Below are 14,732 nucleotides of genomic sequence, written 5' to 3'. Positions count from 1 at the left end.
GGCGAGGTACCGCGGGGATGGGGCCATGAGCGTCTTCTCGGCTTTTTATCGTTCGAGCTTGCGAGCGCGGGAGTGCGGCGGCTGTCCGCGCGTAGACAACGCGTGGACGGGCACAGTCGCGCAACCCCTCTCAAACAACAAAAGCTTTGAAATTGGAACCGTTTGATTGCTTCGTCGGGACGGGTCGGCTGCGCAGATTCCGCGAGTACAGCTTCACTCTCGCCCTCAAGTCTGGCTCAATTAAGCGTAGACGAAGCAATGCCGATTTACCAGGCACGCGGCAGCGCATTGGCGCCTCATTACCGCGCAACTGAAGGTTGGTTCACGTATGAGGATTGATGGCCGCTCGCGCCGCGTTGACGAACGGACCGGCGTAGTGCCGGTTTTATAACGTGCTTGTGGACGCACGCATTGTGCATTGCATCGAAGAGATGCGAAGCCGGCGTCCGGCTTCGCATCCGGAAGGCTCAGGCCTGCGCGTCGTCGCTCTCGCCGAGCATGCGCATCGCGGCTTTCTCCGCGTTCGCCACGTGCAGGCGCGCGAGTGCCTGGGCTTCGTCGGCATCGCGTGCCTTGAGCGCCTTGTAGAGCTTGTCGATTTCGCGCAGGCTGCTCGGCAGCCGGTCAGGATGCATCAGCGACGTGGCGCGCAGCAGATTCACCCGCGAATAGAGGCTATTGAGAACCTCCTTAACCAGCGCATTGCCGCAGTTGTCGAGCAGCACCTCGTAGAGCGCGGTCTTGGCCTTGAGCACGCCCGCCTGGTCCTGCGCCGTCGCCTGCGTGCGCAGTTCCTTCGCGGCCTCGCCGAACTGCGCAATCGCGGCGTCGCTGGCGAGCCTTGCGAACTCGTGCGCCGCGAAGCCTTCCAGCAGCCCGCGCAACGCGTACAGTTCGCTCGCCTCCTGCGGCGAGATCACGGCGACGATCGGGCCTTTGTGCGGCACGCTGCGCACGAGCTTTTCCGCTTCGAGCTTGCGCAGCGCTTCGCGTACCGAGGTACGGCTCACGCCGAGCGACTCGCACAGTTCGCGCTCGATCAGACGCGCGCCCGGCGCGAAGCGCCCGCTCATGATGGCCTGCCGCAGCACGTTTTCGACCTGATGACGCAGCGTCTCAGGTCGGACCAACCCGATATCAGTCGACATTATTGTCTTCCCGTCCGACAAAGTTACAGTCGCTATGATACTTCACCGCCAGCCGTTTTCCGTCCTTCATTGCGCATAAAACGCGTTCATTGTTGCGTGATGTTGTTGCCCCCGCGTTGTTGCCCGAGGACGGCGCGTCAGTTGTAGCCAAGAATCGCCACCGCCCGCACATGCGCGTGGTCGGTGCCGTTCGCTGCGAGCCGCGCGAGCGGCAACACCTGCAACGCGCGGAACGTCGAATGAGAATCGCGGACGCGCGCATCGGGGTTTTGAGGCGACCGCGCAGCACGTGTGACGTGCTCATTCCACGCGTTGGGAGTCAGCATCGTGAGGTCATGCATCGACGGCCACTCGGTGCTTTGCCAGTGCCGCTTCGAGCAGCGGCGCGCCGAGTTCGGCGCCGTGAATGCCCGTCGTGCTGACGATCTCCAGCAGTTCCATCAGTTCGTCCGCCGTCGCGCCGTAGCGCAGCGCGTTGCGCATATGCAGCTTGAGGCCGGGCACATACAGATGCGTCGACGAAGCATCGAACGCGCAATACATGAACTCCTTGATCTTCGGACTCAACACGCCCGTGCGCCAGGGCACCGAAGAAAACTCGACATACGCTTCGAACAGATCGGGATCGAGTTCGAGCAGCCCTTCCCACGTCGGATGCCAGTAGCCGCGATTCTTCTCGAAGGCCTCCTTCAGCGCGCGGCGGCGTTCGTCGAGCGGCGCAGGTCCCGCGCGCAAGCCTTCTTCTTCGAGCACTTCGAGCAGCACGGGCACGCCGACATTGCTCGTGTGAATGCCGATCGTGCTGATCAGCTCCAGCACTTCCATCAGCTCTTCGCGCGTCGCGCCGAACCCGAGCGCGCGCTCGATATGATGCGCGACGCCCGGCCCGTACAACTGCGTCGCGCACGCATCGGCGGCGAGCGCGATGAACGCGCGCGTCTTGTCATCGAGATGGTTTCTGCGCTGCGGCACTGCGGAGAACTGCACGTACGCATCGACAAAACCCGCATCGAGACGAAGCATACTGTCCCATGCGGCATTCCAGACGCCGTGCACGCGCACGAAGTCGTCCTTGATCTGCTGCGGCTCGCGATGCGCGCGCGCCGGCTGCTCTCCCTGCTTCATTCGCTTGCTCCTTCCGATGACGATGATGCGTTGCGCGCGCGCCACGTCAGCCCGCGACCAGCCCTTGCGGATAATCCGCTTCGGCCACTTCTTCCTGCCACGTCGCCTTGCCGATCGACGTCGCGATATGCACCATGTAGCTGCCGTCGCTCGCGCCGTGCCAGTGCCGCTCGTTCGGCCCGATGAACACGATGTCGCCCTGGCGGATTTCCTGCGGCGCTTCGCCCTCCTTGCAAATCCAGCCCTTGCCCGCCGTCACCTGCAGCACCTGGCCCTGCTCGTGCGTATGCCAGTACGTGCGGCCGCGCGGCGCGAAGAACACCGTGTTGATGGTGACGCCATCCGTCGACGGCATCACGGGGTCGGCCCACACCGTGCCCGAAAACGTCTCGCCGCGCAGTTCCGACATCTTCCCTTCTGCCCTGCCGTGAAATACCTTCATGCCTGCTTCTCCTCTTTGCGAATCTTCCCGTCGTACAGACGCACGCCGCCCGACACATCGCCAATCGCATCGACGACGCGATTGCTGATCACATCGCCATATCCGAGCGCCGTACCAAGACCAAAGCTGGCGAGCGGCCCCGCGGCATTCAGCGACACCACGCCCAGTTCGCGCGCGCGATCGACGTACAGCACGACATCCTTCGTCATCAGCTTGCCCGTCAGCCCGCCTTCCAGATAATCGCCGTCGACGATCTTCGGAAAGCGGTTCAGCGTTGCGAAGTTCACGCCGCTGCTGCTGTTGAGCACGTCGAGCAGCAGATGCAGATCGAGCCCGGCCTTCTTGCCCGCCACCATCACTTCCGCGCTCGCCGCGAGGCTCACCGCGTTGAGGAAGTTGTTCAGCAGCTTGGTGGTGTGGCCCGCGCCGCTCTCGCCCATGTGCGCGACCTTCGAGCTGATCGGCGCGAATGCCCATTCGAGCGCTTCGACCGCGCTCGCGTCGCCGCCGACCATCAGCGTCAACGTGCCTTTCTCCGCTGCTGCCGCGCCGCCTGAAATGCCCGCATCGACATACTGCACGCCGCATTGCGTGAAGCGCCGCGCGAGCCGTATCGTCGAGCTTGCCGCCGCCGTGCTCAGATCGACCACGATCTGTCCCGCACGGCAATGCGCGAGCACACCACCTTCGCCTTCGACCACGGCCTCGACGACCTTGCTGTCCGGCAACGACATCATCACGACGTCGGCGAACTTCATCACGTCCGCGACCGAAGCCGCGGCCTGCGCGCCCGCTGCCTTCACGCGCTCAGGCGCGGTGTCGTAACCGAGCACCGCAATGCCCGCATCGACGAGACGCCGCGCCATGCGGCCGCCCATGTTGCCGAGACCGATGAATCCGATCCGTTCCTTGTTCATTTCCGCTATTCCCTTGCAGTCAGTTGATTCGTCAGAAGTCGACGTCTTTCGTTTCCGGTCCCATCATCGCGCCGACCGCACCGATCAGTCCGCCGATGCACAACAGCACTACGGAAGTCATCCGCAACGGCATGAACGCGCCGAGCCAGTTCATATAGAACGCGTAGAACGACGGGATGATCACCGAGAGGCTGAAGCCGACGCCGAAGCCCGTCGCGCGCACATCGGTGACGAAGCGTTCGTTGATGTACGTGACGATCACGCCCCACGGCGACGTGACGAGCACGGCGAGCACGCAGACCAGTGCGATGATGGCCGGCAGCGACAATCCGTCGACGTTCGCGAGCACATACAGCAGCCCTGCGCCGACCGTCGCGATCAGCGGGCCGACGATCACGAAGAAGCGCCGCCGCCCGATCGACTGCGCAATCAGCCCCGAGCCGATGTAACTGAAGAACAGCACGAAGTACGTGATCATCAGCGTGGACGTCATCTGGAAGCCCGTCAGATGCAGCGTCTTCACGAGCAGGCCCGTCGGCAGGTAGATCGTGATGATGTTCTGAGTGAGCCAGAAGCCCGTCATCATGACCAGCACCTGAAGCAGGTTGCGTCCGCTCTTGCCGCGCAGCAGGTCGGAGAGCGGCAGCTTTTCCGGCTGATTGCCCTTGTCGGCGGCTTCGCTCTTCCAGATCTCCGATTCGGCGACCTTGTGCACGTAGTACAGCGCGAGAATACCCGCGAGCACGGCACCCAGCACGAACGGAATGCGCCAGCCCCATTGCGCGTACGGCGAGTTCATGCCGTTGAGCGGAAAGAGCGCGAACATCAGCATCGCGATGAGATTGATCGACACGTATGCGGCAGGAAAGCCCGCGATGATGAAACCGCCGACAAACCCGCGCTGCGCTTTCTTCGAATACTCGATGGCAAGCGGCATCGCGCCCGTGTAGCCGCCGCCCAGAAAGATCCCGTCGACGAAGCGCAGCAGCACCAGCGCCCAGTACGACACGATGCCGATGCTCTCGTAGCCCGGCAGCAGCGCGATTAGCAGTGTGACCACGCCGAAGCCCGACACCGACCAGATCGACGCCTTGCGGCGCCCGATACGGTCCGCGATCATGCCGAACAGCAGCGCGCCGATAGGACGCCCGAGCAGCGTCGTGATGAACACCAGCGACGCGAGTATCGTCTCCATGCCGCTCGACAGATGCGGCGGCTGGAAGAACGCGAGCACCGGCGACAGCACAACGACGGGCAGGTAAATATCGAACATGTCGATGTACTCGGAGAAGAACGCGCCTTTGATGGCATTGCGTCTTTTCGTTTCTATCGATTGCTCGCCTTCGGACTGTGCGATGTCGGTCGCAGTGAGGGTTTTCATCGTAGTCTCCAATTCTTTGTCGGCACCGCGTGGTGCGTGGTTTATCTGCTGCGTCAAGCCGCCGAAGTCTCCGCTTCATACGCCTTGATCGCTTCCGTCGCGACGCGGAACGCAGCCAGCGCCAGCGGCGCGCCGCAGTACACGGCTGCCTGCATCAGCACCGCGCGGATTTCGTCCTTCGTCACGCCGTTGCGCAGCGCGCCCTTCACGTGCACGGCGAGTTCGTGATGCTGGCTCATTGCCGTCAGCATGCCGAGGTTCAGCATGCTGCGCGTCTTGAACGACAGTGTCCTGTCGCCCCAGATATCGCCCCAGCAGCTCTCGGTGACGAACTTCTGCATCGGCCGGTTGAAGTCGTCGGCATTGGCCCATGACTTCTCCACATGCCCTGCGCCAAGCACTTCCTTGCGGTTTTCAAAGCCTTTTTCGAAACGTTCGTTGCTTTCCATCTTGAGGTCCTCTCTGTTGCTTCAACCCGTTCAGTTGCTTCGCACGTTACGACTGCCTGACGCGATGATTGTCAGACAATCTAAACGTGCAAAATTTTTTGGCCGCTTTGGCCGCCTTGGCTCACTACGTGCCGTAACCAACCATCGCCTTCGTTTCCAGATACTCGCGCAAACCCGCTTCGCCCCACTCGCGGCCATTGCCCGAACGCTTGTAGCCACCGAACGGCGCATGGAAATCGGCAGGCGGATAGTTCAGATGCACGCCGCCCGCACGCAACGCACGACCCACCTTGCGGGCGCGCGCGATATCCGCCGATTGCACGTAGGCTGCGAGACCATAGTCCGTGCCGTTGGCAATCGCGATGGCGTCCGCTTCGCTGTCGTACGGGATCATCGACAGCACCGGCCCGAAGATTTCTTCACGCGCGATCGTCATGTCGGGCGTGACGTCCGCGAAGACGGTCGGCTTTGCGTAATAGCCTTTGTCGATGCCTTCGGGCAAGCCCGCGCCGCCTGTCACAAGCCGCGCACCTTCGTCGATGCCCGTCTGGATCAACGCCTGCACGCGCTCGAACTGGTTGCGGTTGACGAGCGGGCCGAGTTGCGTCGAAGCATCGTCGGTCGGACCGACGCGATACGTTTCCGCTGCGCGCTTCGCGATCTGCGCGGCGTCGTTCATCAGATGACGCGGCACCAGCATGCGCGTCGGAATCGAGCACGACTGGCCCGAGTTCACGAAGCACGCAGCCACGCCGCGCTTGACGGCCTCTTCGAGATCGACGTCGTCGAGCAGAATGTTCGCGGACTTGCCGCCCAGTTCCTGCGCGACGCGCTTGACCGTCGGCGCGGCTGACTGCGCGACCAGCACGCCCGCGCGCGTCGAGCCCGTGAACGACACCATGTCAATATCCGGATGGCTCGCGATTGCCTCGCCGACACCCGGACCATCGCCATTGACGAGATTGAACACGCCGGCGGGCACTTGCGCTTCGTCCAGCACTTCCGCGAAAAGCAGCGCGCTCAGCGGCGAATACTCGCTCGGCTTGAGCACCATCGTGCAACCGGCCGCGAGCGCGGGCGCGATCTTCACGACGATCTGGTTGACGGGCCAGTTCCACGGCGTAATCAACCCGCACACGCCGATCGCTTCGAGCACGACGCGCGTGCTGCCGCGCTGTTCTTCGAATTCGAAGCGTTCCAGCACGTCGATCAGCGCATTCAGATGCGCGGGACCACGCGCCGCCTGGCCGTTGCGCGCAAACGTGACGGGCGCGCCCATCTCGCGGCGCATCGCTTCCGCGAACTCGTCGTAGCGGCGTTCGTAGATCTGCAGCACGCGCCGCAACAACGCGACACGTTCCGCGACGCTCGTCGTGGACCACGCGGGAAACGCGCGACGCGCGGCAGCGACCGCGCGGTCGACATCTTGCGCATTGCCGAGCGCGAGCCGCTCGAACGGTGCTTCAGTGGCTGGATCGACGATATCGAACCAGCGGGCGGATGCGGGTTCGACCCAGCGTCCGTCGATATAAAACTGCGCTGCATGTGACATGGCAGGTTCCTGTCCAGAATCAAAGCGCATCGCGATCCAGCAGGCGATACATTTCGGTGTGGTCGGTGGCGGGCGTCGAACGTTGCGCGGCTTCGCCCCACACTGCCGCGACGGTGTCGCCGAGCGTCATCGGATAACCGACCGACTGCGCGAGCGCATGGGCGATCTTCAGATCCTTGTTCATCAATTGCAGTGCGAAGCCGGACGCGAACGTGCCGCTCAGCATGAACTGCTTGACCTTGTTTTCCGATGTATTGCTACGGCCCGACGAAGCGTTCAGCACATCCGTCATCACGTCCGGCTCGATGCCGAAACGTTGCGCGACGAGCAGCGCTTCGACGGTCGCCGCGAGTCCCGCCGCCGACACGTAGTTGTTCAGCGCCTTCGCTGCATGACCCGAGCCCGCGCCGCCGATATGCAAAATGCTCTTGCCCATCGCTTCGAGCACAGGCATGCACTGCGTGAGCACTTCCGAACGACCGCCGACGAGAATCGCCAGCGTGCCTTCCTTCGCTTTCTTCACGCCACCGGATACGGGCGCGTCCAGATACGCGAGGCCGCGTTCTTCGAGCATCGAGCCGAGCTTGCGCGAACGTTCCGGTTCCGATGAACTCATGTCGATCACGACGGCGCCCTTCGCGAGCCGGCTCGCCCAACCCTCTGCGCCGCCGCCGAGCAAAACGCTTTCGACGATGGCCGAGTTTGGCAACATCGTGATCAATGCTTCGAGCGACGCGGCGTTATCGCGAGTCAAACGCTGTGTGCCTGTTTGCGTGGCGAGCGTGTCAGCGCGCGCTGAATCCGCGTCTTCGATGTAAAGCTCGAAGCCCGCGTTGACGAGGCATTGCACCATCGGTGCGCCCATCATGCCGAGCCCGATGAAACCGATGCGCTTCTTCTGTGTCATGGCATCCGTCTCCTAGCGCAGCGCGGAGAACGAGGTCGGGCTCAGGAAGTGATTCTCGATGCGCTCGACGATCGGCCGCTGCGCTTCCGTCGCGGCGCGCGTCGCGATCCAGTCGGCGTCGGCCTGAAACGCGTTCCACTTCTGCTCGCGCTCGGCAAGGCTTTCCCATTGGATCATGTAGGTGAGCGCGTGATTGCTCGGGCCGATCAGCGTGGTCCAGAAACCGATCTGCTGGATGCCGTACTTCTCGAAGAAACCGAGCGTGTGCGTCGTGAAGCGGTCGAGCAAGGCCGGCAGGCGCGTCGGCGCGCAGTGATAGATGCGCATTTCAACGATCATGGAGTTCTCCGTGTTTCGTGTTGTGTGTTCGATTCGGTACTGCTTCAATCTTCAAGGCCGTCGACCGACGACCAGCGTTCGACGTATTTGACGAGTTCCGTCATATCGCGCGCGGCGCCGTCCTGCATCGCGGCGTAATTCCACATCTGGCGCGCGACGCTGCCCACCCACATCGGTACACCGAGCGCCTGGCATTCGTCGACGGCAAGGCCGATGTCCTTGCAGACGCTGCCGACAGGAAAGCCGAAATCGAATGTGCCGGGCAGCACGTGCTTCGGAAACTTGTCGAGCGTCGCACCGTTCTTGCCGCTACCCGCATTGATCACCGACATCATCACTTCCGGGTCCAGCCCGCCGCGCATGCCGGCGACGAACGCCTCGGACGTGATCGCGAACGCCGTCGACGACAACATATTGTTCAGCAGCTTCAGCAATTGCCCTTGCCCCGCCTTGTCGCCGACGACGAACACCTTGCCGAGCACTTCGAACAGGCCGCGCACTTCTTCGAGCGCGACGGGATTGCCCGCCGCCATGATCGCGAGCGTGCCCTTCGTCGCGCCCGCTGCGCCGCCGCTCACGGGTGCGTCGACGGTTTCGATTCCTTTTGCGAGCAGCCCTTCGGCCACTTCCTTTTCGATGCGCGAGCCGACCGTCGACAGATCGACCAGCACCTTGATCGCGCTGCCGTCGATCAGGCCGCCGTCGCCGAGCGCGACCTGTTTGAAGATCGCGGGCGTGGGCAGGCTCGTGAACACGATGCGCGCGCTGTTGGCCACTTCGCGCACCGACGCGGCAACTTGCGCGCCCGCCGCCTTGAGTTCCGAAACCGCTGCTTCATCGCGGTCGTACACGATCACCGCGTGACCTGCTTCGATCAGCCGCCGCGCCATCGGCCGGCCCATCGTGCCGACGCCGACGAAACCGAGCGATGGCCCGCGTTGCTGACTTGATGCCTGACTACTCGACATGACAATCCTCGTGAATGAAAAAATTCCGATTCAATTCGAACCGCGAGCACGCGCGAGACGCATTACTGCCGCCGCGTCCTGCTCGGTCTCGAACTTCCATAATCTATCGATCAACGTTTGCGCATCGACGCCCGAGCGTGAATACGCGGCCAGTTGATGCAGCTTGTCGGCCAGCTCGACGTTGGCGAGCGGCGCGGCGAGACTGCCGCGCGCGGCATGCACGCGATGCGCGACGCGTTCGCCCGAACGCAGAATGATCGTCACCTGCGCGGATTCGACGGGCCACGACGCGTTATCGATGAAACGCAGGCGGCTTCCGACCGCGCGGAGTGAAGGATCTGCGACCGCGGCATCGCTGAACTCATCGAGGCTAGCCTTGCCGCGCGACAACACCACGGCCACCGCATGCTGCGCGCTGACCTGCGATTCGCGCCCAGTGCGCACGCCAGGCCGGTCGGTGCGCTCGCGCAGCAGCGGATGGCCCGTCAGTTCGATCTGTTCGATATCGTCGAGCGACCAGCGCGCGTCGCGCCGCAGATCGAGGCATGCTTCGATCACCGGGTTCAACACGACGCCGCACGGATACGGCTTGTAGGTGTTCTTCAGCAGTTCCCACTCATGCCCAAGATCGTGCGTGAGCGCGCTCCAGTCCGGTTGCGACGCCGTCACGCGCAGAAAGCCGCGCTCGCCTTCGAGCGGCGCGTCGGGGCCCGAAAAGCCGTCTTCTGCAAGAAGCGCGGACAGCAACCCATTGCGCGCCGCATTGCCGACGCTGATGCTCTTCGACATCGTGCCGAGCGTTTCGACCAGTCCGCCCGTTTGCACCGATGCATTGCCGAGCGCCCACGCAATGTTTTGTTCACCGAGATCAAGCGCCTTCGCCACGGCTGCAGCCGCGCCGAACACACCGCATGTCGACGTGATGTGCCAGCCGCGCTGATAGTGCTCCGGCGACACCGCGTTGCCGATCCGGCATTCCACTTCTACGCCCAGCACGAACGCGAGCAGCAGCGCTTCGCCGCTCATTGACTGCGACTCGGCAAGCGCGAACAACGCCGCCGCGACGGGTGCCGTCGGATGAATGATGGTTGGAATATGCGTGTCGTCGAAGTCGTAGACGTTCGCGCTCATCGCGTTGAGCGCGGCTGCGTTCAGCATGTCCGTGCGCTCGCTGCGTCCGACGATGCTCGCGTTTTCATCCGCGCGAAAACGCTGATAGACGTTGACGGCTTTGTCGAGCGTCGGGTCATGCGAGCCTGCCAGCGCGACCGCGAAGTAATTGACGAGCGAGCGCTTCGCTTCGTTGCGCACGTTGGCGGGCAAGTCGCGCCACTGCGTGCCGGCGACGAAGCGTGCAAGGGAGCGAGTTAATACGCCGCTGCGCAATGCGTTGGCGTCGATGGAATCAGCCTGCAAGCCAGCCTCCTTCTATCGGCATCATCGCGCCCGTGATCTGGCTCGCCGCGGGGCCGCACAGAAACACGACCATCTCGCCGACATGCGCCGCTTCGACGAGTTCGCCCGTCGGTTGCTTGCCTTTGAGGAACTCGCGCACTGCATCGCTGCGATTCAGTCCGCTCTCGTCCATCAACGCGTTGATGCGTCCGTCGATGTTCGGCGTCAGTACCGAGCCTGGGCAGATCGCGTTGCATGTGATGCCGTGATTCAGCGTCTCGATCGCCACCGAGCGCGTGAGCCCGAGGAGCGCAGTCTTCGTCGTCACGTAATCGACGCGGTTCGCGACAGCGCGCGCGCCGTACACCGACGTCATATTGAAGATGCGTCCCCAGCCGCGCTCGCGCATGCCGGGCAAGGTCAGTTGAATCGCGCGAAATGCGGCCGTCAGATTCACCGCGAGCGCGTTGTTCCAGTGCTCGATTGGGAACGATTCGATATCCGCAAAATGACGTACAACGGCGTTGTTGATCAGTACGTCGAGCGTTTTCACGCGTTCAAGCGCGGTGCCGATCAGCGCATCGACGCCTGCTGGCGTCGCGAGATCCGCTTGCACGTACGCGACGTTCACGTCGAACGCGGATGCCAGCTCGTCCGTGGTCTGTGTCATCTGCTGCGGCGCTTCGAGTCCGTGCAATACGATGTCGCAGCCTGCGCCCGCGAGCGCACGCGCCATCGCGAGACCCAGGCCGTTCGACGAACCTGTCACTAAAGCGCCTTTGCCTTTCAGCATCATAAGTGCCGCCCCGCTCAGCGCGCTTGTGCGTCGAGACGCACGATCCAGCCTTCCGTCTCGCGATCATGCGACGGATAACGCGTCAGCACAGCAGGATCGTGGCCCGGAATCACATGCTCGGGCGAACTGGCCAGCCGATGCGCAGCCTCATAGCCTTCGAGCATGTCGCCGACGTTGTAGACAACAGGGAACGGCCGATGCTCCTGCATGTTCGCGTAGAAATGCGACGCATCCGACGCGAGCACGACCCAGCCGCGCTCCGTATGCACACGCACGACCTGCAAGCCGTTCGTATGTCCGCCGACCCAATGCACGCTCAGTCCAGGCGTGATCTCCGAAGCGCCGTCATGAAACTGCACGCGCCCATCGAACAGACGGCCCACCATCGACTTCACGTCTTCCGGCTCGAACGGATGACTCAACGCGTGATGACACATGCAGCGCCCCGTGCAATACGCCATCTCGCGATCCTGAAGGTGATAACGCGCGCGCGGAAACAGGGAGCTATTGCCCGCATGGTCATAGTGCATGTGCGTGATGATCACGTCTTCGACGTCATCCGCGCGAATGCCGATCTGCTTCAGGCCGCGCTCCACTGTGTTCGTGATCGTGCGACCTCGCTTGTCGGCCATTGCCTGGTCGAAGCCCGTGTCGACGATGAACGTGCGCGATTCGCCCACCACGGCCCACACGAAGTAATCGAGCGGCATCGGCACATCATGCGAATCGCCGCCGATGAAGTTGTCGCGCGAACGGCGCTCGAAATGCGCGTACTTGACTGCATAGATACGGTAGTTCTCAGTGGGCGATGACATGTCTCGAGTGTCCTATGTTTGTACAGTGATCCGTCGCGGCGTATGCAGCGCGGCGGTTATTTCATGGCCGCCGTCGCGCCGCCTTCGATGGTTTCCGCGCCCGTGACACCGGCGTCGGCGGCGATCGATTCGAGCGAACGTTGCTTCGTTTCCGGGCCGAGCACGCCGACGATCAGCGCCTGGATCAGCAGCGTGCAGACGATCAGCGTCAGCACGCCCGCAATGCCGAAGCTCATGAACGCGCTCGCCACCGCATACGGCACGACGATGCTGACCGCGCGGCCCACCGTGTTCGCGAGGCCCGAGCCGCGCAGGCGCAGCTCCGTCGGGAACAGTTCGGGCACATACGTCGCGACGCTGAACGACGACAACACATAGATGCAGCAGGTGATGGCAAACCCAAGCGCCGTGATCGCAACCGCCGACTGCGCAAACGGATAGGCAACGCCGAAGGCCACGCACACGAGCGAAAACAATACGATGCCCCACTTCCGGCCGAGGTGCTCGGCGAGTGCAAAAGCGATCAGCGAGCCGATCGGGCCACCCGCAAACATCACGGCTGTCAGACCGAGCGAACTGGAAACGCTGTGTCCCTGCTTGACGAGGAACGTCGGTATCCAGCTGACGAATGCATAGTTGACCGTGAACAGCGCGACGAGAACCGTGATGGCCGTGATCGTGCGCGTGAGCAGCCGGCGCGAGAACAGATCGCCGAGACGGCCCGTGTCGTTCGAATAGAACTCGCGGGTTGAAGGTTCAGGTGCATTGACCGGATAACTGACTGCGTTACCGCACGCCGTCTCGATGCGTTCGACGATCTCCCGCGCTTCGTCGCCTCGTCCGCGCGACGCGAGCCAGCGCGGTGACTCCGGCATCGACTTGCGCAGGAACCACACGAACAGCGCGCCGCATCCCGCGATTGCGAACATCCAGCGCCAGCCGTATTGCGGCACGATCAGCCAGCCAAGGAAGGTCGAAAGGAACAGCGACGTGTTGATGATCAGATTGAGGATGGTGCCGAAGCGGCCGCGCCAGTCGGCGGGAATGAACTCGCTCAGCGTGCCATAGCCGACGACGATCTCCGCGCCCATGCCGACGCCCATCACCAGACGGAAGAAGATCAGCCAGTAGATCGACGGCGCGAGCGCCGCGGCAATCGACGCGAAGCCGTAGATGCCGAGATTGAACTGATAGCAGAAGCGGCGTCCGAAACGGTCGCCGAGCAATCCGGAAAGCCACGCGCCCGTCATCATGCCGACGAAGGTGACGGAGACGAACGTCGCGTTGAGGCTCAGCGTGGATTCGCCGCTGTGGATCATCGCGGCGAGGACCGTGCCGGCGATATAGATGTCGAACGAATCGAAGTACATGCCGGCCGCGATCAGGCCCAGCAGACGCCAATGGAAGCCGGACAGAGGAAGTCTGTCCAGGCGCGCTCCGATACTGGCATCCATCTGCATGAGGCTGTCTCCGTGACGTTAGCGTTTTTTGTGCGCCCGCTTTTGCATTCCGTGTTGCGCTTCGCTTCGGAACGCAGGCGGCCGGTCGATGGGTTGGATTATATTCCTGTCATACAATCCGTCAAGAAGACGATTCAAATTCGTTCACTGATCCGCCCATGACGTTTTGTGGACAAAAGACTACAACTCACCTCACAAACGTTTACTGTCCGCTGACATCTCGTTATATTCCTCGGATTACAACGGTACTGCCGGACCCCGGTCCAGCGGTGCTTCAAGCAGTCCGTCCGCTCCACGAAAACTGGAAGACAGGACGTCAGCAACACACGCGGCTGTCGCATAGCACGCCGCGCCAGCAGGATTACACCGGCATCGAAACGCGAAATCGTGCGCCCACGCATGAGGCCCCTGCTCGATTTGACATTTCGTGCCGCCTTTAGCAGGACGTTTTCAGACCATGCCGCGCGCTCGCCGCCAACGGGCGCGCAGGCATTCACTACAAGAAGGAAGAGAATGAAAAAGACCATCCTGGCCGCAGCGGCTCTCGGGAGTTTCAGCATCGTTGCGCAGGCACAAAGCAGCGTCACGTTATACGGCCTGCTCGATGCCGGTATTACGTACGCAAACAAGGTGGCGACTTCGACGGGACATGACAGTCTCGTCAAATACGGCGACGGCGTCGCATCGGGCAGCCGTTGGGGCCTGCGCGGCACGGAAGACCTCGGTGGCGGACTGAAGGCGATCTTCGTGCTCGAAAGCGGCTTCAGCACGGGCGACGGCACGTCGGGCCAGGGCGGCGCGCTGTTCGGCCGTCAGGCATTCGTGGGTCTGGCGAAGGACGGCATCGGCTCGGTGACCTTCGGCGGCGTTGTTGCATAAATCGGGTTTGAAGACAAAGGCGGTCTTGTGATCTTGAATTCAGGCAATGCGAGCGGATTGCGGACGTGCGAGCGCCGTCATGCGGTTGAGCACGCCGACGCGAACCGCCACTTCGGTCGCCTGGGAGCCGATCGTGCGCGCCCACAGACAATTGCCGGT

The 14,732-nt window shown here is 62.8% G+C and carries 15 protein-coding genes and 2 pseudogenes; 1 reads left to right on the top strand and 16 read right to left on the bottom strand.

What is annotated here, in order from left to right:
* Positions 1 to 467: 467 nt before the first annotated feature.
* The 15 genes from SB822_RS26270 to SB822_RS26200 form a co-directional block, all read right to left on the bottom strand.
* On the bottom strand, positions 468 to 1,148 hold the full coding sequence (locus SB822_RS26270) for a GntR family transcriptional regulator (protein WP_007579388.1): 681 nt from the start codon (positions 1,146 to 1,148) through the stop codon (positions 468 to 470).
* A gap of 137 nt (positions 1,149 to 1,285) precedes the next feature.
* Positions 1,286 to 1,489, bottom strand: a complete 204-nt coding sequence (locus SB822_RS26265) for a hypothetical protein (RefSeq protein ID WP_007579386.1) — start codon at positions 1,487 to 1,489, stop codon at positions 1,286 to 1,288.
* Positions 1,482 to 2,273: a carboxymuconolactone decarboxylase family protein gene (locus tag SB822_RS26260; RefSeq protein WP_410855984.1), complete on the bottom strand. Its 792-nt coding sequence runs from the start codon at positions 2,271 to 2,273 to the stop codon at positions 1,482 to 1,484. Before SB822_RS26260 ends, SB822_RS26265 begins: the two co-directional genes overlap by 8 nt.
* Before the next feature lie 46 nt (positions 2,274 to 2,319).
* A complete protein-coding gene (locus SB822_RS26255) occupies positions 2,320 to 2,715 on the bottom strand; it encodes a cupin domain-containing protein (RefSeq protein ID WP_007579381.1) in 396 nt (131 codons plus the stop codon).
* A complete protein-coding gene (locus SB822_RS26250) occupies positions 2,712 to 3,641 on the bottom strand; it encodes an NAD(P)-dependent oxidoreductase (protein WP_256211295.1) in 930 nt (309 codons plus the stop codon). Before SB822_RS26250 ends, SB822_RS26255 begins: the two co-directional genes overlap by 4 nt.
* Positions 3,642 to 3,663: 22 nt before the next feature.
* Positions 3,664 to 5,013 (bottom strand): MFS transporter, encoded by a 1,350-nt coding sequence (locus SB822_RS26245; protein WP_410855983.1) that lies wholly within the window; start codon positions 5,011 to 5,013, stop codon positions 3,664 to 3,666.
* Positions 5,014 to 5,066: 53 nt separating this feature from the next.
* A complete protein-coding gene (locus SB822_RS26240; RefSeq protein ID WP_007579377.1) occupies positions 5,067 to 5,462 on the bottom strand; it encodes a carboxymuconolactone decarboxylase family protein in 396 nt (131 codons plus the stop codon).
* 124 nt (positions 5,463 to 5,586) lie between these two features.
* Positions 5,587 to 7,014: an aldehyde dehydrogenase family protein gene (locus tag SB822_RS26235; RefSeq protein ID WP_410855982.1), complete on the bottom strand. Its 1,428-nt coding sequence runs from the start codon at positions 7,012 to 7,014 to the stop codon at positions 5,587 to 5,589.
* Between the two features lie 19 nt (positions 7,015 to 7,033).
* A complete protein-coding gene (locus tag SB822_RS26230) occupies positions 7,034 to 7,921 on the bottom strand; it encodes an NAD(P)-dependent oxidoreductase (protein WP_410855981.1) in 888 nt (295 codons plus the stop codon).
* Between the two features lie 12 nt (positions 7,922 to 7,933).
* A complete protein-coding gene (locus tag SB822_RS26225; RefSeq protein ID WP_079502765.1) occupies positions 7,934 to 8,260 on the bottom strand; it encodes an NIPSNAP family protein in 327 nt (108 codons plus the stop codon).
* 44 nt (positions 8,261 to 8,304) lie between these two features.
* Complete coding sequence (locus SB822_RS26220; RefSeq protein ID WP_410855980.1) at positions 8,305 to 9,228, bottom strand: NAD(P)-dependent oxidoreductase; 924 nt, start codon at positions 9,226 to 9,228, stop codon at positions 8,305 to 8,307.
* Positions 9,229 to 9,258: 30 nt separating this feature from the next.
* The gene (locus SB822_RS26215) at positions 9,259 to 10,644 is read right to left on the bottom strand and encodes an MmgE/PrpD family protein (protein WP_410855979.1); all 1,386 of its coding nucleotides are present in this window, start codon (positions 10,642 to 10,644) and stop codon (positions 9,259 to 9,261) included.
* Positions 10,634 to 11,419 carry an SDR family oxidoreductase gene (locus tag SB822_RS26210; protein WP_410855978.1) on the bottom strand — a complete coding sequence of 262 codons (786 nt, stop codon included), beginning with the start codon at positions 11,417 to 11,419 and terminating at the stop codon, positions 10,634 to 10,636. The genes SB822_RS26215 and SB822_RS26210 overlap by 11 nt, the downstream gene beginning before the upstream one ends.
* A gap of 14 nt (positions 11,420 to 11,433) precedes the next feature.
* Entirely contained in the window at positions 11,434 to 12,234 is an 801-nt protein-coding gene (locus SB822_RS26205; RefSeq protein WP_007579368.1) for an N-acyl homoserine lactonase family protein, read from the bottom strand.
* Between the two features lie 56 nt (positions 12,235 to 12,290).
* Entirely contained in the window at positions 12,291 to 13,694 is a 1,404-nt protein-coding gene (locus SB822_RS26200) for an MFS transporter (protein ID WP_079502761.1), read from the bottom strand.
* A gap of 513 nt (positions 13,695 to 14,207) precedes the next feature.
* Here SB822_RS26200 and SB822_RS26195 point away from each other — a divergent pair.
* A pseudogene (locus SB822_RS26195) lies at positions 14,208 to 14,558 on the top strand (porin); the annotation flags it as partial.
* 54 nt (positions 14,559 to 14,612) lie between these two features.
* Here SB822_RS26195 and SB822_RS26190 read toward each other — a convergent pair.
* Positions 14,613 to 14,732: pseudogene (locus SB822_RS26190) on the bottom strand (IS5/IS1182 family transposase); the annotation flags it as partial.

It is taken from the genome of Paraburkholderia sp. SIMBA_054 (assembly GCF_046534875.1).
Taxonomy (GTDB): domain Bacteria; phylum Pseudomonadota; class Gammaproteobacteria; order Burkholderiales; family Burkholderiaceae; genus Paraburkholderia; species Paraburkholderia hospita.
This window is presented reverse-complemented; position numbering and strand designations above follow the sequence as displayed.

Coding starts and splice junctions, on each gene's coding strand:
- SB822_RS26270 (WP_007579388.1), bottom strand. CDS start 1,148: ATGTCGACTGATATCGGGTTGGTCCGACCTGAGACGCTGCGTCATCAG.
- SB822_RS26265 (WP_007579386.1), bottom strand. CDS start 1,489: ATGCATGACCTCACGATGCTGACTCCCAACGCGTGGAATGAGCACGTC.
- SB822_RS26260 (WP_410855984.1), bottom strand. CDS start 2,273: ATGAAGCAGGGAGAGCAGCCGGCGCGCGCGCATCGCGAGCCGCAGCAG.
- SB822_RS26255 (WP_007579381.1), bottom strand. CDS start 2,715: ATGAAGGTATTTCACGGCAGGGCAGAAGGGAAGATGTCGGAACTGCGC.
- SB822_RS26245 (WP_410855983.1), bottom strand. CDS start 5,013: ATGAAAACCCTCACTGCGACCGACATCGCACAGTCCGAAGGCGAGCAA.
- SB822_RS26240 (WP_007579377.1), bottom strand. CDS start 5,462: ATGGAAAGCAACGAACGTTTCGAAAAAGGCTTTGAAAACCGCAAGGAA.
- SB822_RS26235 (WP_410855982.1), bottom strand. CDS start 7,014: ATGTCACATGCAGCGCAGTTTTATATCGACGGACGCTGGGTCGAACCC.
- SB822_RS26230 (WP_410855981.1), bottom strand. CDS start 7,921: ATGACACAGAAGAAGCGCATCGGTTTCATCGGGCTCGGCATGATGGGC.
- SB822_RS26225 (WP_079502765.1), bottom strand. CDS start 8,260: ATGATCGTTGAAATGCGCATCTATCACTGCGCGCCGACGCGCCTGCCG.
- SB822_RS26220 (WP_410855980.1), bottom strand. CDS start 9,228: ATGTCGAGTAGTCAGGCATCAAGTCAGCAACGCGGGCCATCGCTCGGT.
- SB822_RS26210 (WP_410855978.1), bottom strand. CDS start 11,419: ATGATGCTGAAAGGCAAAGGCGCTTTAGTGACAGGTTCGTCGAACGGC.
- SB822_RS26205 (WP_007579368.1), bottom strand. CDS start 12,234: ATGTCATCGCCCACTGAGAACTACCGTATCTATGCAGTCAAGTACGCG.
- SB822_RS26200 (WP_079502761.1), bottom strand. CDS start 13,694: ATGCAGATGGATGCCAGTATCGGAGCGCGCCTGGACAGACTTCCTCTG.